Origin of the sequence: Pseudomonas sp. T8 (genome assembly GCF_024610635.1) — a bacterium.
Classification (GTDB): Bacteria; Pseudomonadota; Gammaproteobacteria; order Pseudomonadales; family Pseudomonadaceae; genus Aquipseudomonas; species Aquipseudomonas chlororaphis_I.
In genome coordinates, this window is record NZ_CP102374.1 from 4,513,917 (window position 1) to 4,539,741 (window position 25,825).

Here is a 25,825-nt window from a genome sequence, read left to right on the forward strand (position 1 = left end):
GCCTGTCAGCCCCTCATCGCGGGTAAGCCTCGCTCCTACAAGGGCGGCGCTCAGAGCATCCGTTCGAGGCCGATGGTATTGCTCATCCAGGCATTGAAGCGCCGCCACCAGCTGCCCGGCTCGCGGGTCAGGGTGTGCAGTTGCTGGTTGTCTTCGGTGACCCAGACCAGCTTGCCGTCCTGCAGCTTCGTTTCGTAGCTCAGGGCCGGCGCCATGCCTTGCAGCGCCAGGCTGCGAACGCGTTCGGCCAGCTCGGGGCTGTCCACCAGTACCCCGACTTCGGTGTTCCACAGCACCGAGCGCGGGTCGAAATTGAAGGAGCCGATAAAGGACTTCTGGCGATCGAAAATCATCGCCTTGCTGTGCAGGCTGGAGTCCGAGCCAGGATACGACGGGCTGTGGAACAGATGAGGGCCACTGCCGCCGCCATTACCGGGTTGGCGCCGCAGTTCGTAGAGTTTCACGCCGTGTTGCAGCAGCGCCTTGCGATACGGTGCGTAGCCGCCGTGGACCGCCGGTACGTCGGTGGCTTCCAGGGAGTTGGTCAGCAGGCTCACTGCAACCCCGGCGTCGGCGCGCCCGGTGAGGTAGACCAGGCCCGGCTGGCCGGGAACGAAGTAGGCCGAAACCATCATCAGCTCTTTGCTGACGCTCTGCAGCTCCGGTGCCAGCTGGGTGGTCAGCAGCAGGCGCGGGTCGGGCTCGCCGTTGGACAGGACCTTGCTCGGAGCATCCCACAGCGCCTGGTTCCAGGCCCAGATCAGCTCCTTGCGCCAGGTGTTCATGCGCGGCTGGGTCCGATAGGTCTTGAGCTCCTGAAACAGCGCATGGTTCTGTTGCTGCGCCTCGTCCAGCGATTGCTCCAGGCGCAGCCGGGTGTTGGCCAGCTCCCTGGCCGATGGCAGGCGCGACAGAAACTCGCCTATGGGTTTGCTCAGGGCGCTGTTCCAGTACTGGTCGAAACTGTGTCCGAGCTGTTCGGCCACCGGGCCGACGCCGAGGATGTCGATGTCGGTGAAATTCAGGTTGGGTTCGGCGTCGAAGTACTCATCCCCCAGGTTGCGCCCGCCGACGATGGCCGCGCTGTTGTCCGCCAGCCACAGCTTGTTGTGCATCCGCCGATGCTGCAGCGACAGGTTGAACAGGCGCCCCATGGTACGAGTCACGCCTGTGCTGCGCCCCAGGTGCAGGGGGTTGAACAGGCGGATCTGTATCCGCGGATGGGCGGCGAGAGTGGCCATGATCTGGTCCAGGCCGTCGCTGGTGGTGTCGTCCAGCAGAATGCGGATGCGCACGCCGCGGTCGGCGGCCTTGAGCAGTTCGTCCACCAGCATCCGGGTGCTGATGCCGTCATGGACGATGTAGTACTGCAGGTCGAGGCTGCTTTGGGCATTGCGGATCAGTTCGGCGCGGGCCATGAAGGCTTCGCTGCTGTCGGACAGCAGGCGAAAGCCGGAGCGCCCCTGGTAGGGGGCGGCCTGGGCCTGGATCGAGCGACCGAAGGCCGAGTCGGCGGCCGGTAGTGCCTGGCTGGGCTCGCGAGGCACATTGAGGCTGACGCAGCCGCTCAGGCACAGCGCGATCAGCATAAGGAAGGCCAGGGCCTGTCGGGATCTCAAGTCAGCTCATCTCGAATCGCTGCGATGGTCTAGCTGTGACGCCGGTTTCACAGGAAAAGGTCAGTCCGTTGCGCACTCTTCAGCCAGCAGCTTGATGGCCGCGGCCCCCACTTTGCGCACGGCCTCCTCGATCTGTGGGGTTGGCTTGGCAGCGTAGTTCATCCGCAGGCAATTGCGGTACTTGCCCGAGGCCGAAAAGATGCTGCCCACCGCAATCTGCACGCCCTGGCCGAGCAGCGCACGGTTCAGGCGCAGGGTGTCGAAGCCTTCCGGCAGCTCGACCCACAGCATGAACCCGCCCTGCGGCCGGCTGGCGCGGGTGCCGGTGGGGAAGTAGCGGCTGACCCAGTCGATCATCAGGTCGCGGTTGCGCTGGTACTGGGTGCGCATGCGCCGCAGGTGCGGCTCGAAATTGCCGCTCTTGAGGAACTCGGCGATGGCGATCTGCGGCTGTGGCGCGGTGGAGCCGGTGCTGATGTATTTCATGTGCAGCACCCGCTCCAGGTAGCGCCCGGGGGCGACCCAGCCGATGCGCAGCCCCGGTGCCAGGGTCTTGGAGAAGGAACTGCAGAGCAGCACCCGGCCATCGTCGTCGAACGACTTGATGGTCCGCGGGCGTGGGTAGGTGTAGGACAGCTCGCCATACACATCGTCTTCGATGATCGCCACGTCGAAGCGCTGGGCCAGGGTCAGCAAGGCCCGTTTGCGCGACTCCGGCATGATATAGCCCAGCGGGTTGTTGCAGTTGGGGGTCAACTGTATGGCCTTGATCGGCCATTGCTCCAGGGCCAGTTCCAGGGCATCGAGGCTGATGCCGGTGAGCGGGTCGGTGGGGATTTCCAGGGCCTTCATGCCCAGGCCCTTGAGGGTCTGCATGGCGCCGTGGAAGCTCGGCGAGTCGACGGCGACGATATCCCCGGGCTCGCAGGTGGCACGGATGCTGGTGGACAGGGCTTCGTGGCAGCCGGTGGTGATCACCAGGTCGTTGGCGCCGAGCTGGCAGCCGGAATCGAGCATCAGCCGCGCCAGCTGTTCACGCAGTTCGTGCACGCCGTAGATGGTGTCGTAATACAGGCCAGGCATGTCCTGGCGCCGGCTGATGCGGGCCAGCCCGCGCAGCAGGGGCTTGAGGGTCGGGCTGGTGACATCGGGCATGCCGCGGCCCAGCTGGACGATGTCCTTGCGCGGCACGCTGCGGATCAGCTCCAGCACCTGGTCCCACTGCGAAATCTCCACCGGCCGCTGCGCCGGGCGGCCCACCGCGGGCAATGCCGGCAGCTCGCGACTGACCGGCACGAAGTAGCCGGACTTGGGCTTGGGCGTCGCCAGGCCGCTGTCTTCCAGCACCCGATAAGCCTGTTGCACGGTACTCAGGCTGACCCCGTGTTCGACACTCAAGGCCCGTACCGACGGCAGCCGGTCGCCGGGGCGATAGAAGCCTTGTTCGATACGTGTGCCCAGCAGTTCAGCGAGATTGACGTACAGGGTCATGGCGCAGCCTCGGGGTGATTTAATCGGGTGACCGGTACAGATGGCGCAAAATTACAGGATTCAGCCCGGATAGGGGAAATTCTGTATGGAAATAATAGCGGTGCTTTGAATCTGTAATGGTTTTTAGCACCCGCGCATGATGTCTGCTCATAGCGACCCAAGTAAACAGGAGCAGCAAACATGAACGGCTTGAGCGATGTGCGTCTGTCGTTACACAGTCAGGAACTGGCGGCTGGGCAGGAGCGGGCAGCAGGGGCGACGTCCGCCCGCAATGCGCCGTCCGGCCTCGGTCTCTGGGGCTTGTACTGGCATCGACTGCGTACACGCAAGGCACTGCTTGAGTTGAGCACCGAACAGTTGCGCGATATCGGCCTGAGTCGCGAACAGGCGCGGCAGGAAGGGCTCAAGCCGTTCTGGCGGCTGTGAAAGCCCCGCTGATCGGTAGCCGCTGGCGCAGCCTGCGATCGGTTGTGTAGCAACCGCAAAAGGCCGCATCCGATTTCACCGGATGCGGCCTTTTTCATGCCTGCCATGTGGCGGCTACAGGCACCTTCAGACCAATTCTTTCAACCGATGCCAGAGCATCCCCAGCGCCAGCAGGGGCGAGCGCAGGTGCTTGCCGCCCGGGAAGGTGATGTGCGGGACCTGGGCGAACAGGTCGAAACCGCCGCTCTGTTGGCCGCTGATGGCTTCGGCCAGCAGCTTGCCGGCCAGGTGCGTGGCATTCACGCCGTGGCCCGAATAGGCCTGGGCGTAATACACATTGGGCTGGTCCTTGAGCCGGCCGATCTGCGGCAGGCGGTTGGCGCCGATGCCGATCATGCCGCCCCATTGGTAGTCGATCTTCACTGCCGCCAGTTGCGGGAACACCTGCAGCATCTTCGGCTGCATATAAGCAGCAATGTCCCGCGGGTCGCGGCCGGAATAATGGCAGGCGCCGCCGAACAGCAAGCGGCGGTCGGCGGAAAGGCGGTAGTAATCCAGGGCCACTCGCTGGTCGCAGACCGCCATGTTCTGGGGCAACAGGGCGTGGGCCAGCTCTTCGCTCAAGGGTTCGGTGGCGATGATGTAGCTGCCGGCCGGCAGCACCTTGCCACCCAGTTGCGGGTTGAGGTCGTTGAGGTAGGCGTTGCAGCCCAGCACCAGGGTGTTGGCGCGCACCGAACCCTGGGCGGTATGGACCTTGACCTGCGGCCCGTAGTCGATGCGGGTCACGGCCGAGTGTTCGAACAGGCGCACGCCCAGTTGCTGCGCGACCGCGGCTTCGCCCAGGGCCAGGTTCAGCGGGTGCAGGTGCCCCGAGCCCATGTCGATCAGGCCGCCGACATAACGGTCGGAGCCCACCACACTGTGCATCTCATGGGCTTGCAGCAGGCGGGTTTCATGGCGATAGCCCAGGTCGCGCAACTCTTGGGCATCTTCGGCGAAACCTTCGAGGTCGCGCGGCTTGTTGGCCAGGTCGCAATAACCCCAGGTCAGGTCGCAGGGAATCTGGAAGCGTTCGATGCGCTGGCGGACGATTTCCACCGCTTCCAGGCCCATCAGCTTCATCTGGCGTACGCCGTCTTTGCCGATTATTGGGGCGAACTGCTCAAGACCATGACCGACCCCGCGAATCAGTTGCCCGCCGTTGCGCCCGCTGGCGCCCCAGCCGATCTTGCGCGCTTCCAGCAGAATGACGCTGAGCCCGCGCTCGGCCAACTCGATCGCGGTGTTGAGCCCGGAAAAGCCGCCGCCGACCACGCAGACATCCGCCACCTGCTCGCCGGTCAGCGCCGGATAATCGGGCTGGGGCAGGCTGCTGGCGGCGTAGTAGGAGGCGGGGTGCGAATGGCCTGGCCCCGACGGCTGAACACGGGTGTTCATGTGGATCATCCTGATTCGTGTGTTTGGAAAATTTGACGGAGCATAAGCCGGACCTTTCCGGCGCGGCAACACTGGTCGGCCAGTGCTGTCTGGAACAGGGCTTTTAGGGCAAAATCGCCGTCTCTCCATACTCCCGGTAAGCGTTTCGATGAGCTGCAACAGCCAGAAAGTCCGCATGCTCCGACAGCAGATCCCCTCGTTCGAGTGCGTGCCCGGCTGTCACGACTGCTGCGGTCCGGTCACCACCTCGACCGAAGAAATGTCGCGCCTGCCGCGCAAGACCCGGGCCGAGCAGGACGCGGCGATGGAGGAGCTGAACTGTGTGCACCTGGGGCCCAACGGCTGCACGGTGTATGACGAGCGGCCGCTGATCTGTCGCCTGTTCGGGACCACGCCGAGCCTGCCATGCCCCAATGGCCGGCGCCCGGTGGAACTGATCCACCCGCGGGTGGAAAAGCAGATCCATGAATACATGGCGAGCACCCGGCAGGTGCTGGTCTGATCCAAAGCCATCGCGGGCAAGCCTCGCTCCTACAGGTTGCACAAGTCCGGTAGGAGCGAGGCTTGCCCGCGAAAGCGATTGCCCTGACGACAGGGTCTCCGGGCCGTTGCAATCAATCCGGAATCGGCAGGCTCAGGCTCTCTTTCACCTCTTCCATCACGATATAGCTCTTGGATTCGCGCACGTGGGGCAGCTTGAGCAGGATGTCGCCCAGCAGTTTGCGGTACGAGGCCATTTCGGAAATCCGCGCCTTCACCAGATAGTCGAAGTCCCCCGACACCAGGTGGCATTCCAGTACGTGCGGCAGTTTCAGCACTGCGCGCCGGAACTCTTCGAAGGTGTCGCCGGACTTGTAGTCCAGGCTGATTTCGACGAACACCAGCAGGCTACCCTTGAGGTGTTGCGGGTTGAGACGGGCGTTGTAGCCCATGATGATGCCTTCGCGCTCCAGGCGGCGGACCCGCTCGGTGCACGGCGTGGTCGACAGCCCGACCTTTTCCCCCAGCTCAGTAAAGGAGATGCGCCCATCGGCCTGCAGGATGCGCAGGATATTGCGATCGATCTTGTCCAGCTCGCGCTTCGTCTGGTGGTTGGTCCGCATAGGGGATGCGCCTCCGTGAAAAGGGTTTTTACCGAGAATTCTCGCCAAATATAGGCGTTTATATAGTGAAAAGCACTGGTCATTGCTTTTTATACTGCGCGCATCTTCGCTCTGAATAACAAACGTCAGCGGTTATCCGCGATGAGGGATATGAAAATGCGCGTTCTGGTCTTGGGTAGCGGCGTGATCGGTACCACCAGTGCCTACTATCTGGCCCGTGCCGGTTTCGAAGTGACGGTTGTCGACCGTCAGCCGGCCGTTGCCATGGAAACCAGCTTCGCCAACGCCGGCCAGGTTTCGCCGGGTTATGCCTCGCCCTGGGCCGCGCCGGGCGTGCCGCTCAAGGCCATCAAGTGGCTGCTGCAGCGCCACGCGCCGCTGGCGATCAAGGCCACCGCCGACATCGATCAATACCTGTGGATGGCGCAGATGCTGCGCAACTGCACCGCCGCCCGCTACGCGGTGAACAAGGAACGCATGGTCCGTCTGTCCGAGTACAGCCGCGACTGCCTCGACGAACTGCGCCTGGAGACCGGCATCGCCTATGAAGGCCGCAGCCTGGGGACCACCCAGCTGTTCCGCACCCAGGCGCAACTGGATGGCGCGGCCAAGGATATCGCCGTGCTCAAGGAGTCCGGCGTACCTTTCGAAGTGCTGGACCGCGAAGGCATCGCCCGCGTCGAGCCGGCCCTGGCCAGCGTGACCGACATCCTGGCCGGCGCCCTGCGCCTGCCTAACGACCAGACTGGCGACTGCCAGATGTTCACCACGCGCCTGGCGCAAATGTGCACCAAGCTGGGTGTGGAATTCCGCTTCGACCAGAACATCCAGCGCCTGGACTTCGCCGGCGACCGCATCAACGGTGTCTGGATCGACGGCAAGCTGGAAACCGCCGATCGCTACGTGCTGGCCCTCGGCAGCTACTCGCCGCAGCTGCTCAAGCCGCTGGGCATCAAGGCCCCGGTGTATCCGCTCAAGGGTTACTCGCTGACCGTGCCGATCACCAACCCGGCCATGGCCCCGACTTCGACCATCCTCGACGAAACCTACAAGGTGGCGATCACCCGTTTCGACAACCGTATTCGCGTTGGCGGCATGGCGGAAATCGCCGGTTTTGACCTCTCGCTGAATCCGCGTCGGCGCGAAACGCTGGAGATGATCGTCAACGATCTTTATCCTCAGGGCGGCGATCTGTCCGAGGCCAGTTTCTGGACCGGCCTGCGTCCTACCACCCCGGACGGCACGCCGATCGTCGGCGCCACGCCCATGCGCAACCTGTTCTTGAACACGGGGCATGGCACGCTTGGCTGGACCATGGCTTGTGGTTCCGGTCGTCTGCTGGCTGACCTGATGGCGAAGAAAAAGCCGCAGATCAGCGCCGAAGGTCTCGATATTTCTCGTTACGGTAATTCTCAGGAGCCTGCAAAACATGTCAATCCAGCGCCAGCTCACCAATGAGCGCATGAGCCAGATCGTCGTTCACAGCGGTACCGTGTATCTGGCCGGGCAAGTCGGCGACGACCTGAACGCCGGGATTGAACAGCAGACCCGTGAAACCCTCGCCAACATCGAGCGTTTGCTGGACCTGGCCGGCACCGACAAGTCGCGCCTGCTGTCGGTGACTATCTACCTGAAGGACATCGATGCGCACTTCGCCGGGATGAACAGCGTATGGGACCAGTGGCTGCCAAAAGGCGTCGCCCCGGCCCGTGCAACCGTCGAAGCCAAGCTCTGCGAACCGGAAATCCTGGTCGAGCTGTCCGTCGTGGCCGCTCTGCCTTAAGCAAGATCCCTCTCCCGGCGCCACCGATGGTTAACGCTGTCGGCCGGCGCCGGTTTTTTCTTCCCACATGACCGCCTAGAAGTCTGCCGCCATGCGTCCTGCCCGTGCCCTGATCGATCTTCAAGCCCTGCGTCACAACTACCAACTGGCCCGCGAAGCGTCGCCGGGCGCCCGTGCGCTTGCCGTGATCAAGGCCGATGCCTATGGCCATGGCGCGGTGCGTTGCGCCCAGGCGCTGGAAGCCGAGGCCGACGGCTTTGCCGTGGCCTGTATCGAAGAGGCCCTGGAACTGCGGGCGGCGGGGATTCGCGCGCCGATATTGCTGCTCGAAGGTTTTTTCGAGGCCGACGAGCTGGACCTGATCGTCGAGCATGATTTCTGGTGCGTGGTGCATTCGCTGTGGCAGCTGGAAGCCATCGAGCAGGCCAGCGTCGCCAAGCCGCTGACGGTATGGCTCAAGCTGGATTCGGGCATGCACCGCGTCGGCCTGCACCCCAAGGATTACCAGCCGGCCTATCAGCGGCTGCTGGCCAGCGGCAAGGTGGCGAAGATCGTGCTGATGAGCCACTTCGCCCGCGCCGACGAGCTCAGCTGCAGCCGCAGCGACGAGCAGGTCGCGGTGTTCGAGGCGGCGCGCCAGGGCTTGTCCGCCGAGATCAGCCTACGCAACTCGCCAGCCGTGCTCGGCTGGCCGAATATCCCCAGCGACTGGGTACGCCCCGGCATCATGCTGTATGGCTCGACTCCGTTCGAAGAGCCGCATCCGCTGGCCGCGCGCCTGCAACCGGTGATGACCCTGGAGTCGAAAGTGATCTGCGTGCGCGAACTGCCGCCCGGCGAACCGGTGGGGTACGGCGCCAAATTTGTCACGCCGCGGCCAATGCGGATCGGCGTGGTGGCCATGGGGTACGCCGACGGTTATCCGCGGCATGCGCCGACCGGTGCGCCGGTGCTGGTGGCGGGGCAGCGTACCCAACTGCTCGGCCGGGTTTCCATGGACATGCTGTGCATCGACCTGACCGACGTGCCAGAGGCCGGGCTGGGTTCTACTGTCGAGCTGTGGGGCAAGCACATCCTCGCCAGCGAGCTGGCGGCCGCCGCCGATACCATTCCTTACCAGCTGTTCTGCAACCTGCGCCGGGTGCCACGCGTCTATTCCGGGGACTGAGCAGCGCCGCGCACTGCCGAAAGTCGCCTTGCCCCCCGGGATTGGGGCCCAAGTGTTGTAAATACTGAACGCTATCGCCATGATAACGCTCAACTACAACAACGCCTGATCCCTAGGAGGCTGCCGCATTGGACGTCGGTGAACGACTGCAATCCATCCGTAAACTCAAAGGCCTTTCCCAGCGTGAACTCGCCAAGCGCGCGGGCGTCACCAACAGCACCATTTCGATGATCGAGAAGAACAGCGTCAGCCCCTCGATCAGTTCGCTGAGAAAGGTTCTTGGCGGCATTCCCATGTCGATGGTCGAGTTTTTCTCGGAAGAAATCCTCCAGGAAAAACCTACCCAGATCGTCTACAAAGCCAACGAGTTGATCGATATTTCCGATGGCGCGGTGACCATGAAACTGGTGGGCCGGGCACATCCGAGCCGGGCGATCGCTTTTCTCAACGAGATCTACCCACCGGGCGCCGACACCGGTGAAGAGATGCTCACCCACGAAGGCGAGGAAACCGGGATTCTCGTGGAAGGGCGCCTGGAACTGGTGGTGGGCCTTGAGACATTCGTGCTCGAAGCCGGTGACAGCTACTATTTCGAAAGCACCAAGCCACACCGTTTCCGTAATCCTTTCGATGCACCCGCGCGACTAATCAGCGCAGCCACGCCCGCGAACTTCTAATAGAAGAGGCGTCCTGCAAGGATTGCAGCGGTGCCCGAAGCAGTATTTCGCCCCTCTCTAATCCCCCTTTGAATCTAGGGTTGTTTCAGAGTGGCGGGCTAACCGTTATACTTGCGCCCGCCCGCGAAACCGTGGCCGTGGGCGTGACTAGCCACCATTGAGGGTGTACGCGTGAACCTAATTATGAAAATGCTGGCTGCACCAGCAACCGTATTGGCCCTCTGGGCTGTCAGCGCTCAAGCTGCGACCAACGACGATATTGCCAAGCGCCTCGAGCCGGTTGGCCAGGTCTGCGTCCAGGGGCAGGAATGCAAGGGTATGGAAGTCGCTGTTGCCGCCGGTGGCGGTGGTGCGAAGACTCCAGACGAAGTGATTGCCAAGCATTGCAATGCTTGCCACGGTTCCGGCCTGCTGGGCGCGCCGAAAATCGGCGACGCCGCTGCCTGGAAAGAGCGCGCGGATCACCAGGGCGGCCTCGACGGCATCCTGGCCAAGGCCATTACCGGTATCAACGCGATGCCGCCTAAAGGCACCTGCGCCGATTGCTCCGACGAAGAGCTCAAGGGCGCCATCCAGAAGATGTCCGGCTTGAAATAAGCCTGTATCTTCCGCAAAAAAGCCGCTTACGAGCGGCTTTTTTCATGCCTGCGATCCGGCCGGGACTGTTCATTGCAGCAAAGACCCGGCAAGCTCGGTCCAACCTCAATTCATGGAAGGTTCTGGAGGATCGGATGGTGCAGTCATGTTCTATCGAGCGGGCGGTCGATGAGGTCCTGGCACGCTTGCCGGCGCATATTCACATGGGCATGCCGCTGGGGCTGGGCAAACCCAATCGCTTCGCCAATGCCCTGTATCGTCGGGTTGCACAGCTGCCCGAACGCCAACTGACCATTTACACCGCCCTGAGCCTGGGCCGCCCGCCACTGGGTGATGGCTTGCAACGGCGCTTCCTCGAGCCTTTCATCGAGCAGGTATTCGGCGACTACCCCGAGCTGGAATTCCTCGCCGACCTGCACCGCAACCAGGTGCCGGCCAATATCCATATCGAACAGTTCTTCATGCAACCCGGCAGCCTGCTCAACAGTGCAACGGCGCAGCAGGATTACGTCTGCAGCAACTACAGCCACGCCGCGCGCGACATCAATGCCGCTGGCCTGAACCTGGTCGCGCAACTGGTGGCCCGGGACCCGCAACAGGCCGACCGCCTGAGCCTGAGCTGCAACCCGGACATCACCCTCGACCTGCTGCCGATGATCGCCGAGCGACGTGCCGCCGGCGAAACCATCCTGCTGCTGGGCCAGGTGCATCGCGACCTGCCTTATATGCCGGGCGACGCCGAGATCGACGCTGTCACCTTCGACCTGCTGATCGACGAAGAGGAGGGCAGCACGCTGTTTTCCACGCCGAACATGCCGGTAGGGTTCCAGGATCATTTTATCGGCCTGCACGCCAGCACCCTGGTGCGCGACGGCGGCACCCTGCAGATCGGCATCGGCTCCATGGGCGATGCGTTGACGGCGGCGTTGCTGGCGCGCCAGGCGGACAACGACGGCTATCGGGCGCTGCTGGCGGACCTGGAGATCCAGTGCTGGAAACCGCTGATCGAGCGCGAAGGCGGGGTGGAGCCTTTCGCCAAGGGCCTGTATGGCTGCAGCGAGATGTTCGTCAACGGCCTGCTGGCCCTGGCCGATGCTGGCATTGTGCGGCGCAAGGTCTATCCCTCGGTGGCCCTGCAGCAACAGGCCAACGCCGGGACCCTGGATGAAGACCAGGCGCCGGGCGGGGTGTCGGTGCATGGTGGCTTTTTCCTCGGGCCGCGCAGTTTCTACCAGCGCCTCAGGGATCTGCCCAAGAGCAAGCTTGGCGAGTTCAACATGACCGCCATCAGCTACATCAACGAGCTGTATGGCCAGGAAGAGCTCAAGCGCCTGCAGCGCCAGGATGCGCGGTTCATCAACAGCTCGATCATGGTCACCCTGCTCGGGGCTGGGGTCGCGGATCAGCTGGAAGACGGCCGGGTGCTCAGTGGCGTCGGCGGGCAGTACAACTTTGTCGCCCAGGGCCATGCGCTGCGAGGCGCGCGCTCGATCCTGATCCTGCGCAGCTGGCGCGAGTCCGCGGGCCTGGTCAGCTCCAACATCGTCTGGGAATACGGCCATTGCACCATCCCGCGGCACCTGCGGGACATCGTGGTCACCGAGTACGGCATCGCCGATCTGCGCGGCAAGACCGATGCGAAAGTGGTCGAAGCGCTGCTCAATATCAGCGACTCGCGGTTCCAGCCGGGCCTGATCGAACAGGCGCAGAAGGCCGGCAAGCTGCCCAAGGACTTCCGCCTCGATCCGCGCTTCACCGATAACCACCCACAACGCCTATTGGCGATCCAGGCGCAGCACCGGCACCTGTTCCCGGAATATCCGCTGGGCAGCGACTTCAGCGTGGAGGAGCGGGATTTGCTGCGGGCGCTGAACTGGCTGAAGAGCAAGTTCAAGCTCAGCGAGATTCTCGAATTGGGCAAGGCGGCGCTGGATGCGCCACCACCGGAAGCCTTCCCGGCGCATCTGCAGCGGATGCAACTGGTGAAGCCCGATGGTTGGCGCGAGGAGATCTATCAGCGTTTGCTGCTGGCCGCCTTACGCGAGACAGCGCAGGCATAAGGTAGACGCCTGGCAGCGTCATCGCGGGCAAGCCTCGCTCCTACAGAAGCAGGCGGCATCTGTAGGTGCGAGACGTGCTTGCGATTGAAGAGGCAACGCCTCTTTAGATAAAGCTCACCACGCCACCGGCCAGGGACTTGACCCGGGCCAGGGATTCCACGCGATAGCCTTGCGCGTCCAGTTCGGCGCGGCCGCCCTGGAACGACTTCTCGATCACGATGCCCAGGCCGGCCACGGTGGCACCTGCCTGCTTGATGATCGAGATCAGCGCCTGGGACGCCTTACCGTTGGCCAGGAAGTCATCGATGATCAGCACGCGGTCGCTGCTGGTCAGGTGGCGCGGGGAAATCGCCACGGTGCTTTCGGTCTGCTTGGTGAACGAATACACGGTCGCCGACAGCAGGTTCTCGGTCAGGGTCAGGGACTGGTGCTTGCGCGCGAAGATCACCGGTACGCCCAGGTTCAGGCCGGTCATGATCGCCGGAGCGATGCCCGAGGCTTCGATGGTGACGATCTTGGTGATGCCCGAGTCCTTGAACAGCGTGGCGAATTCGTCGCCGATCAGCTTCATCAAGGCCGGGTCGATCTGGTGGTTCAGAAAGGCGTCGACTTTCAGGACCTGGTCGGAAAGCACGATGCCTTCTTCGCGAATTTTCTTGTGCAGTGCTTCCATGAAGCTTTCCTCTTTTGGCGCCTTGTGCGCCTGAGCTCTGATAAAAGGTGTTCGGTTAAAAATGCTTGGGTTAAAAATGCTGCGGCTAAAAAATGTTCAATTCTAGCGCTTTAACATCGCCCGTATATCCGCCAGCGCATTATTGCCGCGAACAGCTTTGACTTCGGTCGGAGTGTCGTCGTTGCCTTCCCACGCCAGGTCGTCCGGCGGCAATTCGTCGAGGAAGCGGCTGGGGGCGCAGTCGATGATTTCACCGTACTGTTTGCGCTTGGCGGCGAAGGTGAAGGCCAGGGTCTGGCGCGCGCGGGTGATGCCCACGTAGGCCAGGCGGCGTTCTTCCTCGATGGTGTCGGCTTCGATACTGGAGCGGTGGGGGAGAATTTCCTCCTCCATGCCCATGATGAACACATAGGGGAATTCCAGGCCCTTGGAGGCATGCAGGGTCATCATCTGCACGCCCTCGGCGCCGTCTTCCTCTTCCTGCTGACGCTCCAGCATGTCGCGCAACACCAGCTTGCCGATGGCGTCTTCGACGGTCATTTCGCCGTCTTCGTCTTTTTCCAGGGTGTTCTTCAGCGCCTCGATCAGGAACCACACGTTACCCATGCGGTAGTCGGCGGCCTTGTCGCTGGAGCTGTTGGTGCGCAGCCAGTTCTCGTAGTCGATGTCCATGACCATGCTGCGCAGGGCGGAGATCGGGTCTTCGCCGGCGCACTGCTCGCGCACCTTGTCCATGAAGCGCTTGAAACGCGCCAGGCGGTCGGTGAAGCGGCTGTCCAGGTGCTCGCCCAGGCCGATTTCGTCGGTGGCGGCGTACATCGATATCTTGCGTTCGGTGGCGTAGTTGCCGAGCTTTTCCAGGGTGGTCGAGCCGATTTCCCGGCGCGGCACGTTGATCACCCGCAGGAAGGCGTTGTCGTCGTCCGGGTTCACGATCAGGCGGAAGTAGGCCATCAGGTCCTTCACTTCCTGGCGCCCGAAGAAGCTGTTGCCGCCGGACAAGCGATAGGGAATCTGGTGATGCTGCAGCTTCAGCTCGATCAGCTTGGCCTGGTAGTTGCCGCGATAGAGGATCGCGAAATCGCTGTAGGGCCGGTCGGTGCGCAGGTGCAGGCTGAGGATTTCCATGGCCACCCGCTCGGCCTCGGCGTCCTCGTTGCGGCAGCGGATCACGCGGATCTCGTCGCCGTGGCCCATCTCGCTCCACAGCTGTTTCTCGAACTCGTGGGGGTTGTTGGAGATCAGCACGTTGGCGCAACGCAGGATGCGGCTGGTGGAGCGGTAGTTCTGCTCGAGCATCACCACCTTCAAGGACGGGTAGTCCTCCTTGAGCAGCATCAGGTTTTCCGGGCGGGCGCCGCGCCAGGCGTAGATCGACTGGTCGTCGTCGCCCACCACGGTGAACTGGTTGCGCTTGCCGATGAGCATTTTTACCAGCAGGTACTGGCTGGCGTTGGTGTCCTGGTATTCGTCCACCAGCAGGTAGCGCACCTTGTTCTGCCACTTCTCCAGGATGTCGGCGTGTTCCTCGAACAGCTTCACCGGCAGCAGGATCAGGTCGTCGAAGTCCACCGCATTGAACGCCTTGAGCGTGCGCTGGTAGTGGGTGTAGACGATGGCCGCGGTCTGTTCCTTGGGGTTGCGCGCGTTCTCCAGGGCCTGGGCCGGCAGGATCAGGTCGTTCTTCCAGGCGCCGATCATGTTCTTGATCTCGTCGACGCCGTCGTCGCCCGAGTATTCCTTTTGCATGATGTCGGTCATCAGGGCCTTGACGTCGGTCTCGTCGAAGATCGAGAAGCCCGGCTTGTAGCCCAGCCGTACATGCTCCTTGCGGATGATGTTCAGCCCCAGGTTGTGGAAGGTCGATACGGTCAGGCCACGGCCCTCGCCACTGCGCAGCAGGGTGCCGACCCGCTCCTTCATCTCCCGCGCGGCCTTGTTGGTGAAGGTCATGGCGACGATGTACTGCGCGCGAATGCCGCAGTTCTGGATCAGGTGGGCGATCTTGCGCGTGATTACACTGGTCTTGCCGGAGCCTGCACCGGCGAGCACCAAAAGAGGGCCGCCGACATAGTTCACGGCTTCTTGCTGCCGGGGATTGAGTCGGGACATGACGAAAAAAGGGGTCTGTAACGAAATGGGCGGGCATTTTAACAGGCTGGACGGATTCTGCTGCTCTCTCCGACTTGTGACGCAGCACGCTATCTAAATTTGCCGGTTTTGATACTTTCCCTCAGGATGCGCGCTGAATATGCGTCTAATGTTCGAGTTAGAGCGATACAAGAAACCGCGTTTGATAATCAATATCATTTGTCATTGTTTATCCACGCGTCATAATGCCCGCCGCCAACTTCTATTACAGAGTCTAGGGAGCTAGCTTGTCCAAGCCTGTCGAACCCTTGCGCTTGCTGCTGCTGGCCGAAGAGCCGGCGTGGGCAGCGTTGTTGCGCGAGTGTCTCGCTCCGTTGGGAGACTCGGTGGTGCTGATCAGTGCGCCGACCTGGGAATCTGTCAGCCGTCTGTTCGATGAAGATCGCTCTGCGATTCTGTTAACCGTTCCCCAACTGCAACCGGCTCCCGGTCGTTGCAGCCTGCCCACGGTATTGCTGCTGGAGCAGGAGCCGCTGAATACGCCGGCCGGCGCCAGCGACTGGCTGGTGAATAAAAACCTCAGTACCGATACGGTGCGCCGTTGCCTGCGCCATGTGCGTGAGCGCGGGGTGCTGGAAAGCACCCTGTTGCGCCTGGCCGAGCAGGACCCTTTGACCGGCATCGCCAACCGCCAGGGTTTCCAGACCCTGCTGGCGGCGCGCCTGGCGGAAAACGAAGGGCGCGGGCTGGCGCTGGGGCACCTGGACCTGGACAACTTCCGGCATGCCAACGATGCGTTGGGCCACCAGGCCGGCGACCGGTTGATCCTGCAAGTGGTCTCGCGGCTCAAGAGCCAACTTGAGGCCGGGGACCAGCTGGCGCGCCTGGGCAGCGACGAATTCGCCCTGCTGATCGATACCCGCCGGGCGCCGCAACGCGCCGAGTGGATGGCCGAGCGCATCGCCGAAGTCATGGCCGAACCGTACTGGATCGACGGCGAAAGCCTGCTGATCGGCTGCAGCCTGGGCATCGCCCATGCCAGAGCGAATGCCGGCGCCGACCCGCTGATGTGGCACGCGCACATCGCCATGCAGCAGGCCAAAAGTACCCAGGGCTGTACCTTTCATATCTTCAACGAACGCATCAACCGCAATGCCCGCAGCCTCGCCGACCTGGAAAGCGAGCTGCGCCGGGCCTTGCGCCGCGACGAGCTGGAGCTGCACTACCAGCCGCGCCTGAACCTGCATGACGGGCAGATCGTCGGCCTCGAAGCCCTGGTGCGCTGGCGCCATGGCGAACGCGGGCTGTTGCCGCCGAGCGAGTTCGTGCCGCTGGCCGAGCAGAGCGGTTTGATCGTGCCGCTGGGCTACTGGGTGATTTCCCGGGCGCTGCGCGACATGCAGGTCCTGCGCGAACGCGGCCTGGCGCCGCTGCACATGGCGGTCAACCTGTCGTTCCGCCAGTTCCAGGACAGCCAGTTGCTGTCGACTCTCAGCCGGCTGATTGCCGAGCGGGGTGTCGAGGCGCAATGGCTGGAATTCGAGCTGACCGAAACCGCGGTGATGCGCCGCAGCGACCTGGTCAAGCAGACCATGGATGCGCTGGGGCGTCTGGGAGTGCGGTTTTCCCTGGACGACTTCGGCACCGGGTTTTCGTCTTTCGTGCACCTCAACAGCCTGCCGATTGCCCTGCTCAAGATCGACAAAAGCTTCGTCGGCGGCATGGAGCAGCGCGAAGAGAACCGCAAGCTGGTGCACGCCATGATCAACCTGGCTCACAACCTCCATCTCGAGGTGGTGGCCGAGGGCGTGGAAACCCCCGAGCAGCTGGCCTTGCTGCGCAGCTTTGGTTGCGATCAGGCGCAGGGCTACCTGATCAGCAAGCCGCTGCCGCTGGCGGAACTGGTGGAATACCTGACGTTCGGCGCAAGCCAGCAAGTCCTGGTCGGCGAGGTCAGCTGACGGCATCCCGCTGTAGCGGCAGGAGCCCTCGAGCTCCTGCAGCTACAGGGAATCCTGGGCAGTCTGGAAGTTATCCCGTGGCGCGGGTTCCGCGCCTTCCCGGCGAATCATCCGCCGCATCTTCCATTCGAAGGCCAGGGTCAGGCTGATGGCGGCGCACGCCAGCCCCGATGCCAGGCCCCACCACACGCCGGTCGCGCCCCAGCCCAGGGTGAAGGCCATCAGCCAGGCCGCCGGCGCACCGATCAGCCAATAGCAGCCCAGGCCCACGAGGAAGGTGGTCTTGGCGTCCTTGAGCCCGCGAATCGCGCCCATGGCGATGGTCTGCGTGCCGTCGAACAGCTCGAACCAGGCCGCGACCGCCAGCAGGCTGACCGCCAGGTTGATCACATCGCGAAAGGCCGGGTCGTCATGGTCGAGGAACAGCCCGATCAACTGGTTCGGCAGCAGCCAGAAAATCATGGCGAAACCCAGCATGGCCGCGCCGCCAAAGGCGATCCCGACCCGCCCGGCCATGCGCGCGTGCAGCAGCTGCCCGGCGCCGTAGTGCTGGCCGATGCGCATGGTGATCGCGTAGGAGATCCCGGCCGGCACCATGAAGGCCACGGAGACGATCTGCAGGGCGATCTGGTGCGCCGCCAGCTGGGTGCTGCCCATGGTGCCCATGCACAGCGCGGCAAAGGCGAACAGCCCGACTTCCACCGCGTAGGTGCCGCCGATGGGCAGGCCCAGGCGCCAGAGTTCCCGCAGGTACTGGCGATTGGGCCGCGCCAGGCCCTGGCGCAGCGGGTAGGCGGCGTAGGCCGGGTGGCGCTTGATGTGCCAGGCCAGCGCCACGGCCATGCAGTTGGCGACGATCGCGGTGACCAGGCCGATCCCCACCAGCCCCAGTTTCGGCAGGCCGAACATGCCGGTGATCAAGGCGTAATTGAGCAGGAAGTTGGCCACCGTGCCGGCCAGGCTGATGACCATCACCGGCGTGGCGCGGCCGATGGCGCTGGTGAAGCCGCGCAGGGCCATGAAGCTCAGGTAGCCGGGCAGGGCGAACGGCAGGATCAGCAGGAACTGGCCGGCGGACTGCACGTTGGTTTCGGTCTGGCCGAACAGCAGCAACACCGGCTTGAGGTTCCACAGCAGCAGGCCGGCGACCAGCGCCATCAGCCACGCCAGCCAGAGCCCGGCCTGGGTCAGGCGCGCGGCGCCTTCGATGTCGCCGGCGCCCTGGCGAATCGCGACCAGGGTCCCGACCGCCGCGATCACGCCGATGCAGAAGATCGACACGAACGAATAGGTGGCCGCGCCGAGACCGCCGCCGGCCAGGGCTTCCGGGCTCAGGCGGGCCATCATCAGGGTGTCGGTCAGCACCATCAGCATGTGCGCCAACTGTGAGGCGATCAGCGGCCCGGCCAGCCGCAGGATGGCCCAGAGTTCGGTGCGTGCTGGATGCTGCATGGTCATCGGTCTCGATACGGGGGAGGCAGTTAAGAGGGTTGATTCTCGGCGCTCTCGGCGACTTTCACAAAGGGATAAAAACGATTGGTGGCATGATTAAAACTCATGCTTTGCCGATTCTGGTAACTTGGCGCCATTGCGCCTGTGGAGTGCTGCCATGCCCCGTCGTCTTCCGCCCCTGTATGCCTTGCGCGCCTTTGAAGCCGCGGCGCGACACAGCTCGTTCACCCGCGCGGCGGAGGAGCTGTCGATCACCCAGAGTGCGGTCAGCCGGCATATCCGCACCCTGGAAGACCACTTCGCCTGCCGGCTGTTCCAGCGCAGCGGGCGCAACCTGCAGCTGACCGAGGCCGCGCGCCTGCTGCTGCCAGGTATCCGCGAAGGCTTCACCGCCCTCGAGCGCGCCTGCAATACCCTGCGCGCCGAAGACGACATCCTGCGCATGAAGGCGCCCTCGACCCTGACCATGCGCTGGCTGCTGGCGCGTCTGAGCCGCTTCCGCCATCTGCAGCCGGGCAACGAGGTGCAACTGACCAGCGCCTGGATGGACGTCGATTCGGTGGACTTCAACCAGGAGCCCTTCGACTGCGCGGTGCTGCTGAGCAACGGCCACTTTCCGCCGGACTGGGAGGCCAGCTACCTGTTTCCGGAATTGCTGATCCCGGTGGGTGCGCCGAACCTGCTCAACGACCAGCCGTGGGACGTGGCGCGACTGGCCGCCACTGAGCTGCTGCACCCGACCCCGGATCGCCGCGACTGGCGCAACTGGTTGGAGCGCATGGGGCTGTCCGAACAGGTCTCGCTCAAGGGTGGGCAGGTGTTCGACACCCTGGAGCTGGGCATGATCGCCGCGGCCCGGGGCTACGGGGTTTCCATGGGTGATCTGCTGATGGTGGCCGAGGATGTGGCCCAGGGTCGGCTGAGCCTGCCCTGGCCGACGGCGGTGGCCAGTGGCGAGAATTACTACCTGGTCTGGCCCAAGACCCGGCCTGGAGGTGAACGTTTGCGCCGCCTCAGCGACTTTCTCCAGAACGAGGTCCGGGCCATGCAATTGCCCGACGTAGAGCGGCTCGGCTGAAACGATGAAGGCCCCATGACCAGGGGCCTGCGCGATACCCGTGCGACTCGCTCAAGTATTGAGCGGCGCCGCCGAATCCTTGGAAGTGGAACCTTCGTTCTGATCGGTTCCGACATCTCATTCTTATTAGAACCATTGCCGAGCGTGTGACGCGATCAGGACGATCCGGTCTCTCGGCCAGGAGCTGTCATGCCTCAACCTCGTGCCCGGATCGCCTCGCAGCTTGGTCTCGCACTCGCCGTGGTACTGGCGATCGTGATCAGCGGCAGTACCGTCTTCGCCCTGCGCTCGCTGGACGCCGCCAACCTCGCCACCCGGGAAGAACACCTGGCCAGTGAGGCACGGCTGCTGGCCGACCAGCTCAATACCTTCCACGGCACCCTGCGCGAAAGCACCCAGCGCCTGAGCGGGCTGTTCGAAAAGCGTTTCAGCGGCGGCCTGAGCCTGCACCCGGACCAGCCGGTGACTGTGGCCGGTACCCAGACCCCGGGCCTGCACCTGGGTGACGTGGTGCTGAACAACAACTTCGAGGAAGTCGACGAGTTCAAGCAGATGACCGCCGGCGTGGCCACCGTGTTCGTGCGCAGCGGCGACGACTTCATCCGCGTCAGCACCTCGCTGAGCAAGCAGGATGGCAGCCGCGCCATCGGCACCCTGCTGGACCACGCGCACCCGGCCTACCAGAAACTCATGGCGGGGCAGAGCTATGTCGGTCGCGCGCTGCTCTTCGAGCGCCTGTACATGACCCAGTACACGCCGGTGCGGGACGGCGCCGGCAAGGTGATCGCGGTGTTGTTCGTCGGCTTCGACTACACCGATGCGCAGAACGCCCAGTTCGACAACCTCAAGCGCTTCCGCATCGGCCAGACCGGCTCCCTGGCGTTGCTCGACGAGCAGCATAAATGGCTGGTGCCGCCGGCTGGCGTACAGGCACTGGAGCAGTCGGCCACGACCATTACCGAACTGGCCGGGCAGCCGGGCAAGGGCCGCTTCTGGAGCGACAAGAGCGAGGACTTCTACAGTGTCGCCGTCCCCTTCGAAGGCGGGCCCTGGTCGGTGGTGGCGAGCATGCCGAAGGCCGAGATTCGTGCGGTGACCTGGAGCGTCGGCACGCGCCTGGTCATCGGCAGCCTGTTGGCGATGCTGCTGGCGGTGGGCGCCACGGTCTGGCTGCTGCGTAGCAAGCTTGCGCCCCTGGGCGACCTGGTGCGCCAGGCCGACGCTTTGGGCAAGGGCGACCTGAGCGCGCGCCTGAATGTCTCCAGCCAGGATGAAATCGGCCAGTTGGCGAGCAGCTTCAACCAGATGGGCCAGGCCCTGTCGACCATGGTCGAGCACATCCGCAGGGCCGCCGAGGAGGTCAATGGCCGGGCCCAGGCGCTGTCCGGGCTGTCAGGCGGGGCGTACGAGGGCATGGAGCAGCAGTCGGGCGAGATCAGCAGCATGGCCGGGGCGGTGGAAGAGTTCAGCGCCACCTCGCTGAACATCGCCGACAACATGGGCAACACCGAACGCCTGGCCCAGGAAAATGCCCAGCAGACCCGGATCGGCCGCACCTCGATGGAAGAGGCCTCGGCCTCGCTGGAGCAGATCGCCGGTGCCTTGAACAGCACCGCGACGGTGATCAATACCCTGGGCCAGCGCTCCGAGGAAATCGGCGGCATCGTCGGGGTGATCACCGCGATTGCCGACCAGACCAACCTGCTGGCGCTCAACGCCGCCATCGAAGCCGCACGCGCCGGCGAACAAGGCCGCGGCTTTGCCGTGGTCGCCGATGAGGTGCGCAACCTGGCGTCGCGGACCCGCGAAGCCACCGACGAAATCTCGGGGATGATCAACAGCATCCAGCAGGAAACCGGCAACGCCATCGCCACCATGGAGCAGGGCAATGTGCTGATGCAGGAAGGCCTGTCGCGCAACGCCAATGTCGCCTCGGCTCTGGCGCGCATCGACGAGCAGAGCCGCTCGGCCGGCCAGCAGTTCGCCGCGATCACCACCGCGACCCAGGAGCAGAGCAGCACCGCGACCCTGCTCAGCAGCAACCTGCAAAGCATTGCCCTGGCCAACAGCGAACAGCGCGAAGTGGTGTCGAACCTGGCGATCACCGCCAAGGAACTGGAGAAGCTGGCGGCGGACTTGCGCCAGGAGGTCGATCGGTTCCGTTGATACCGGTTGCGTGCTCCGATCGCGTGGCCGCTGGGCAGCGGCGGGAGGCCGATTGCAAATGCGTGGGGCTGGGCTAAAACATAGGGGCAATTTCCCTACAGGATGCCTTCCCGGCAGGAGCTGACATGTCCCGTCTCACTCGTTTTGCCCTCCGTACAGCCGTACTGCCCCTGGCGCTGGCCAGCCAGATGGCGTCCAGCCAGGAGGCCGCGGGATTCATTTCTCCGGCTTCCTGGTACAGCGCCTTCAACGCTATCGCCCAGGTGGCGTGCCATAACTGCTACGAAAAACAGTACGCCAGCACCTTCACCAGTGTGCTCGACAGCGTGCGTACCCTGGAGCTGGATTTCTGGGACCAGCGCGATGCGGTCACCGGTGGTTCGGCCGGTCACTGGTTCGTGCGGCACAACCCCGGCACCCTGTTCCAGTCCGGCAATGACAACAACTGCACCGGCGACGGCAAAGGCACCAACGATCTCGAGGCCTGCCTCAACGACATCAGGCTCTGGAGCGACAGCCATCCCGGGCACTTCCCGATTACCCTGATCCTCGACAAGAAGCAGGGCTGGTCGAAGGAAAGCTCCGGGCGTACGCCGAAAGACTTCGATGATCTGGTCAGCCGGATTTTCCAGGGCAAGCTCTATACCCCGGGCGACCTGGCCCAGCACCTGGGTGTCAGCAGCAGTGCCTTGCAGGGCTCGCTCAAGGGCAAGTCCTGGCCGACCGCTAGCCAACTGCAGGGCAAGGTGCTGCTGGTGCTCAACCACTCGGAGAACCAGAAGCTCTCGCAATACGCCGAAGCCCGAACCGCCAGCGCCAAGGTGTTCATTTCACCGGTCACCAACGGCCAGAACGATGTCAGTGGCGAGGTCAGCGGCATGTCCAGGACGTCGTCCGGTTACGTGGCGATGAACAACATGGGCAAGGGCGACAAGCAGTGGGCCGCGCAAGCCTTTGCCTACAGCCACATCGGTCGGGTGTGGGGTGATGACGGCGTGTCATTCACCCAGCACATCGCCGAGAAGGTCAATCTGTCGGCGTATTACAAGTTCGCCGAAGCCAAGGATGGCAACGGCTATCGCATCCGGCCGTTCTAATATTTCAGCGGGGCTCGTCCGGTTCGGCGAGCCCCGGATCCACCCGCTTGCCGATATCCCGCAGGCGTGCGAGCTGATCGACCATGGTCGGCGCTTCATCCAGGCTGCTGACAAAGGTCCACAGGTAGGTCATCACCGCGTACACATGCCCGGCCTTGACCCCTTCGGTCAGGGCCAGTTGGCTGATGGCGATCACGAACAGCAGCGCGGCCGCCGAGCCAAGCAGGAGATAGGCCGCCGCCTCGCGGTCCGACAGCCAGATCCGCAGCCGCGACAGTAGCCGGTAGTGCCGTTGCAGGGACGTGGCGCCGACCTTGGCCACCAGGCCGATTTCCTTTTCCAGCCGGTCGTTCAGGCGCTCATGCAGCTCCTGATTGCGCCGGGCAAAACGCGGCAGCAAGGTGATGCACAGCAGCAAGGCCACCAGGCAGGCCAGGCCGACCCAGGGTTCGATCACCAGCAGCATCACCGCCGCCCCGACAATCGAGACCAGCGCGGTGGCGATGGTTGGTACGTGCTTCTCGAAGAAGTCGACGAACTCCCGAGCCAGCACCACCCGCGCCGCGGCGGTGGAGGTGCTCTGGTTCTGCAGGCGCTGGTTGAGGATCACCGGCACCGCCAGGTCGGCGTAGATCCGCGTGAAGGTGCGGGTATCCACCGCCCGCCGCGCGGCCCCGACCACCCAGAACCCCAGCACCACCAGGGCATAGACCAGGGCGCTGCCGGCGTCGCCGCGAATGATCGAGTCCACCGCGAACCCGGCAAACAGCGGGTAGGCCAGCAGCAACGCGTTCTCCAGCGCCACCAGCGACAAGGTGCAGAACAGCTTGCCGGGGTAGGCGCGGGCGATGGCTTTCAGGGTCTGGCTGGCGGATTGCTGGCCGATTTTCTTGCTTTCATCGATCAGGACTTGCGGGGTAACGGCTGGCATGAGTGCACCGGAGGGAAGATAAACGCTATTATTGAGCGACTGCTCAATGGTATTTGAGCGATCGCTCAAAATGCAAGCGCCATCCATCCACCGGCGCCCTGAGGTAATGCCCGTATGTCCCGTACCGACCGCAAAGACCAGATCATCGCCGCCGCCCTGGAGCTGTTTCTCAGCAAGGGCTTCGCCGCCGTTTCCACCCGCGACCTGGCGGACCACGCTGGCCTGTCCCGTAGCCACATCTATCACTACTTCAGCGATTGGAACGAATTGCGTCGCGAAGCCTTCGTGCGTTTTGCCACAGAGCAACTGGACGCCGTAGGCGCCCCCCTGGTTGGCTTGCCGCCGCTTGCGGCCCTGCACGGATTCCTGCGCGATTGCCTGCCGGTGTCTGCCGAAGACAGCTGGGCGCTGTGGCTCGATGCCTGGGATGAAGCCATGCACGACACCGCGCTGGCCGAGGCCTACCAGAAGGTGGATGAGCAGTGGCAGGCCATGCTCGCCAGCATCATCGAAGCCGGCGTGCAGGCCCAGGTGTTCCAGTGCGCATCACCCGCACGCGCAGCCCGGCAGATCTTCGCCCAGATCATGGGCTATGCCGACGGCCTGTTGCTGCGACCCTCGGCCGAGGCCGCGGCGGCGGCGATGGACGAGGTGATGGAAGTGGTCGAGTTGTTATTGAAGATTCGATGAGCCCGGGAGAGGTGTTCGAGTGTGCCGACCGGTTGCGGAAATTAGGTTGCTGAAACGATTCATCAGCGCTATAAAAATCCCACAACTCCAATAAAGGCACACGCCCATGACACCGCTCAGACTGCTGGTCGCTCTTTCCGCATTCACCGCTGCTTCCCACGCCATGGCCTGGGACTATGTCCTGCTCGATACCGACAAGGCCGCCCAGGACTTCCATATCACCAGCGCGCAGCTGGGAGTAAAAACCGCCAAGCCCTTTTCCGTGACCCTGCGTACCCTGCATGGCGGACGGCAGGAAGGGGTGAGCATCGTTGATATCGACAACGGTGCGATGAAACTCTCTGTGGTGCCGACCCGCGGCATGAACGTGCTGCAGGCTTCCGTCGGCCCGGTGCGCATGGGGTGGGATTCGCCGGTCAAGGAGGTGGTCAATCCGTCGTTCATCGAGCTCAACGGTCGTGGCGGCCTGGGCTGGCTGGAAGGGTTCAACGAGCTGGTGACCCGCTGTGGCTACGAGTGGGTCGGGCACCCGGGCATGGATAACGGCGAGCTGCTGACCCTGCACGGTCGCGCGGCGAACATCCCGGCGAACAAGGTCACCCTGCATATCGACGAGAAGCCGCCGTACACCATCAGCCTGCGCGGCGAGCTCAAGGAACAGGCGTTCAAGAAGGTCGATTTCTCGGTGGCCACTGAGCTGGTGACCGAGCCGGGCAGTGTCAGTTTCGCCCTCAACGACACCCTGACCAACAACGGCGATTACCCGAAGGAATACCAGGCGCTGTATCACAGCAACTTCAGCACGCCGTTCCTCGAAGAGGGCGCGAAGTTCACTGCACCGGTGAAGCAGGTGTCGCCCTTCAATGACAAGGCCAAGGCCGACCTTACCGATTGGCAAACCTACCGCGGCCCGACCCGGGACTACGACGAGACCGTCTACAACGTGGTGCCTTATGCCGATGCCCAGGGCGATACCCTGACGGTGCTGCACAACAAGGCCGGCAGCCTTGGCGTGGCGGTGGGCTTCAATACCCGGCAACTGCCGGTGTTCTCCCTGTGGAAAAACACCGATACCCAGGGCCAGGGCTACGTGACCGGCCTGGAGCCGGGCACCAGTTTCTCCTACAACCGTCGCTACCAGCGCCCGCTGGGCCTGGTGCCGACCATCGAGGCCAGGCAGAGCAAGCAATTCCAGATCCGCTACAGCCTGCTGGCCGACAAGGCGGCTGTGGATAAATCCCTGGCCGAGATCAGCCAGATCCAGAATGACCGGCAGACCGAAGTACGGCCGACGCCGCTGGTGGACCTGAGCAAGGAGTGAT

22 protein-coding genes are annotated in these 25,825 nt (G+C 63.6%); 14 read left to right on the forward strand and 8 right to left on the reverse strand.

Translation table 11 applies throughout. The features are described 5' to 3' along the window. Window positions 1–50 precede the first annotated feature (50 nt). Window positions 51–1,589 (reverse strand): phospholipase D family protein, encoded by a 1,539-nt coding sequence (locus tag NRG23_RS20280; protein ID WP_373922264.1) that lies wholly within the window; start codon window positions 1,587–1,589, stop codon window positions 51–53. A 90-nt stretch (window positions 1,590–1,679) separates the two neighbouring features. Continuing rightward, window positions 1,680–3,110 (reverse strand): PLP-dependent aminotransferase family protein, encoded by a 1,431-nt coding sequence (locus NRG23_RS20285; protein ID WP_016703162.1) that lies wholly within the window; start codon window positions 3,108–3,110, stop codon window positions 1,680–1,682. 180 nt (window positions 3,111–3,290) lie between these two features. Between NRG23_RS20285 and NRG23_RS20290 the strand changes: the two genes are divergently transcribed. Continuing rightward, window positions 3,291–3,536, forward strand: a complete 246-nt coding sequence (locus NRG23_RS20290; RefSeq protein ID WP_016703163.1) for a DUF1127 domain-containing protein — start codon at window positions 3,291–3,293, stop codon at window positions 3,534–3,536. A 126-nt stretch (window positions 3,537–3,662) separates the two neighbouring features. Here NRG23_RS20290 and NRG23_RS20295 read toward each other — a convergent pair whose 3' ends face one another. Next, window positions 3,663–4,976 carry an FAD-binding oxidoreductase gene (locus NRG23_RS20295; RefSeq protein ID WP_257371841.1) on the reverse strand — a complete coding sequence of 438 codons (1,314 nt, stop codon included), beginning with the start codon at window positions 4,974–4,976 and terminating at the stop codon, window positions 3,663–3,665. A 148-nt stretch (window positions 4,977–5,124) separates the two neighbouring features. Between NRG23_RS20295 and NRG23_RS20300 the strand changes: the two genes are divergently transcribed. Continuing rightward, window positions 5,125–5,478 (forward strand): YkgJ family cysteine cluster protein, encoded by a 354-nt coding sequence (locus NRG23_RS20300; protein ID WP_009051553.1) that lies wholly within the window; start codon window positions 5,125–5,127, stop codon window positions 5,476–5,478. Window positions 5,479–5,590: 112 nt separating this feature from the next. Here the strand turns inward: NRG23_RS20300 and NRG23_RS20305 are convergent, their stop codons facing one another. After that, a complete protein-coding gene (locus NRG23_RS20305) occupies window positions 5,591–6,079 on the reverse strand; it encodes an Lrp/AsnC ligand binding domain-containing protein (RefSeq protein ID WP_007932443.1) in 489 nt (162 codons plus the stop codon). Window positions 6,080–6,235: 156 nt separating this feature from the next. On the opposite strand from NRG23_RS20305, the gene dadA reads away from it, so the two are divergent. The 6 genes from dadA to NRG23_RS20335 all read left to right on the forward strand — a co-directional run bounded on the left by dadA (window position 6,236) and on the right by NRG23_RS20335 (window position 12,364). Beyond that, window positions 6,236–7,537, forward strand: coding sequence for a D-amino acid dehydrogenase (gene dadA, locus NRG23_RS20310; protein ID WP_009051552.1), 1,302 nt, complete (start codon window positions 6,236–6,238; stop codon window positions 7,535–7,537). Next, window positions 7,509–7,862, forward strand: a complete 354-nt coding sequence (locus NRG23_RS20315) for a RidA family protein (RefSeq protein ID WP_009046176.1) — start codon at window positions 7,509–7,511, stop codon at window positions 7,860–7,862. The genes dadA and NRG23_RS20315 overlap by 29 nt, the downstream gene beginning before the upstream one ends. A gap of 91 nt (window positions 7,863–7,953) precedes the next feature. Beyond that, a complete protein-coding gene (gene alr, locus NRG23_RS20320; RefSeq protein ID WP_041985100.1) occupies window positions 7,954–9,030 on the forward strand; it encodes an alanine racemase in 1,077 nt (358 codons plus the stop codon). A 128-nt stretch (window positions 9,031–9,158) separates the two neighbouring features. Then, window positions 9,159–9,707, forward strand: a complete 549-nt coding sequence (locus NRG23_RS20325) for a cupin domain-containing protein (RefSeq protein WP_007932420.1) — start codon at window positions 9,159–9,161, stop codon at window positions 9,705–9,707. Between the two features lie 183 nt (window positions 9,708–9,890). Then, entirely contained in the window at window positions 9,891–10,304 is a 414-nt protein-coding gene (locus tag NRG23_RS20330) for a cytochrome c5 family protein (protein WP_009046174.1), read from the forward strand. Window positions 10,305–10,438: 134 nt separating this feature from the next. Continuing rightward, window positions 10,439–12,364 carry an acetyl-CoA hydrolase/transferase C-terminal domain-containing protein gene (locus NRG23_RS20335; protein ID WP_009051550.1) on the forward strand — a complete coding sequence of 642 codons (1,926 nt, stop codon included), beginning with the start codon at window positions 10,439–10,441 and terminating at the stop codon, window positions 12,362–12,364. Window positions 12,365–12,467: 103 nt separating this feature from the next. Here NRG23_RS20335 and NRG23_RS20340 read toward each other — a convergent pair whose 3' ends face one another. Beyond that, window positions 12,468–13,037, reverse strand: a complete 570-nt coding sequence (locus NRG23_RS20340; RefSeq protein WP_009051549.1) for a xanthine phosphoribosyltransferase — start codon at window positions 13,035–13,037, stop codon at window positions 12,468–12,470. 102 nt (window positions 13,038–13,139) lie between these two features. Then, window positions 13,140–15,149 carry a DNA helicase Rep gene (gene rep / locus NRG23_RS20345; RefSeq protein ID WP_009046172.1) on the reverse strand — a complete coding sequence of 670 codons (2,010 nt, stop codon included), beginning with the start codon at window positions 15,147–15,149 and terminating at the stop codon, window positions 13,140–13,142. Between the two features lie 266 nt (window positions 15,150–15,415). On the opposite strand from rep, the gene NRG23_RS20350 reads away from it, so the two are divergent. Beyond that, complete coding sequence (locus NRG23_RS20350; protein WP_257371842.1) at window positions 15,416–17,089, forward strand: bifunctional diguanylate cyclase/phosphodiesterase; 1,674 nt, start codon at window positions 15,416–15,418, stop codon at window positions 17,087–17,089. A 42-nt stretch (window positions 17,090–17,131) separates the two neighbouring features. Here the strand turns inward: NRG23_RS20350 and NRG23_RS20355 are convergent, their stop codons facing one another. Then, window positions 17,132–18,541, reverse strand: coding sequence for a NorM family multidrug efflux MATE transporter (locus NRG23_RS20355; RefSeq protein ID WP_172833386.1), 1,410 nt, complete (start codon window positions 18,539–18,541; stop codon window positions 17,132–17,134). Between the two features lie 157 nt (window positions 18,542–18,698). Between NRG23_RS20355 and NRG23_RS20360 the strand changes: the two genes are divergently transcribed. The 3 genes from NRG23_RS20360 to NRG23_RS20370 all read left to right on the forward strand — a co-directional run bounded on the left by NRG23_RS20360 (window position 18,699) and on the right by NRG23_RS20370 (window position 22,882). Next, on the forward strand, window positions 18,699–19,619 hold the full coding sequence (locus NRG23_RS20360; protein ID WP_009051546.1) for a LysR substrate-binding domain-containing protein: 921 nt from the start codon (window positions 18,699–18,701) through the stop codon (window positions 19,617–19,619). Window positions 19,620–19,808: 189 nt separating this feature from the next. After that, window positions 19,809–21,785 carry a methyl-accepting chemotaxis protein gene (locus NRG23_RS20365; protein ID WP_038635898.1) on the forward strand — a complete coding sequence of 659 codons (1,977 nt, stop codon included), beginning with the start codon at window positions 19,809–19,811 and terminating at the stop codon, window positions 21,783–21,785. A gap of 125 nt (window positions 21,786–21,910) precedes the next feature. After that, the gene (locus NRG23_RS20370; RefSeq protein ID WP_257371843.1) at window positions 21,911–22,882 is read left to right on the forward strand and encodes a Ca2+-dependent phosphoinositide-specific phospholipase C; all 972 of its coding nucleotides are present in this window, start codon (window positions 21,911–21,913) and stop codon (window positions 22,880–22,882) included. A 4-nt stretch (window positions 22,883–22,886) separates the two neighbouring features. On the opposite strand, the gene NRG23_RS20375 is transcribed toward NRG23_RS20370, so the two are convergent. Next, window positions 22,887–23,813, reverse strand: a complete 927-nt coding sequence (locus tag NRG23_RS20375; protein WP_174248211.1) for an ABC transporter six-transmembrane domain-containing protein — start codon at window positions 23,811–23,813, stop codon at window positions 22,887–22,889. 114 nt (window positions 23,814–23,927) lie between these two features. Between NRG23_RS20375 and NRG23_RS20380 the strand changes: the two genes are divergently transcribed. Then, entirely contained in the window at window positions 23,928–24,503 is a 576-nt protein-coding gene (locus NRG23_RS20380) for a TetR/AcrR family transcriptional regulator (RefSeq protein ID WP_009051542.1), read from the forward strand. Window positions 24,504–24,609: 106 nt separating this feature from the next. After that, entirely contained in the window at window positions 24,610–25,824 is a 1,215-nt protein-coding gene (locus NRG23_RS20385; protein WP_257371844.1) for an aldose 1-epimerase family protein, read from the forward strand. Window position 25,825 lies beyond the last annotated feature (1 nt).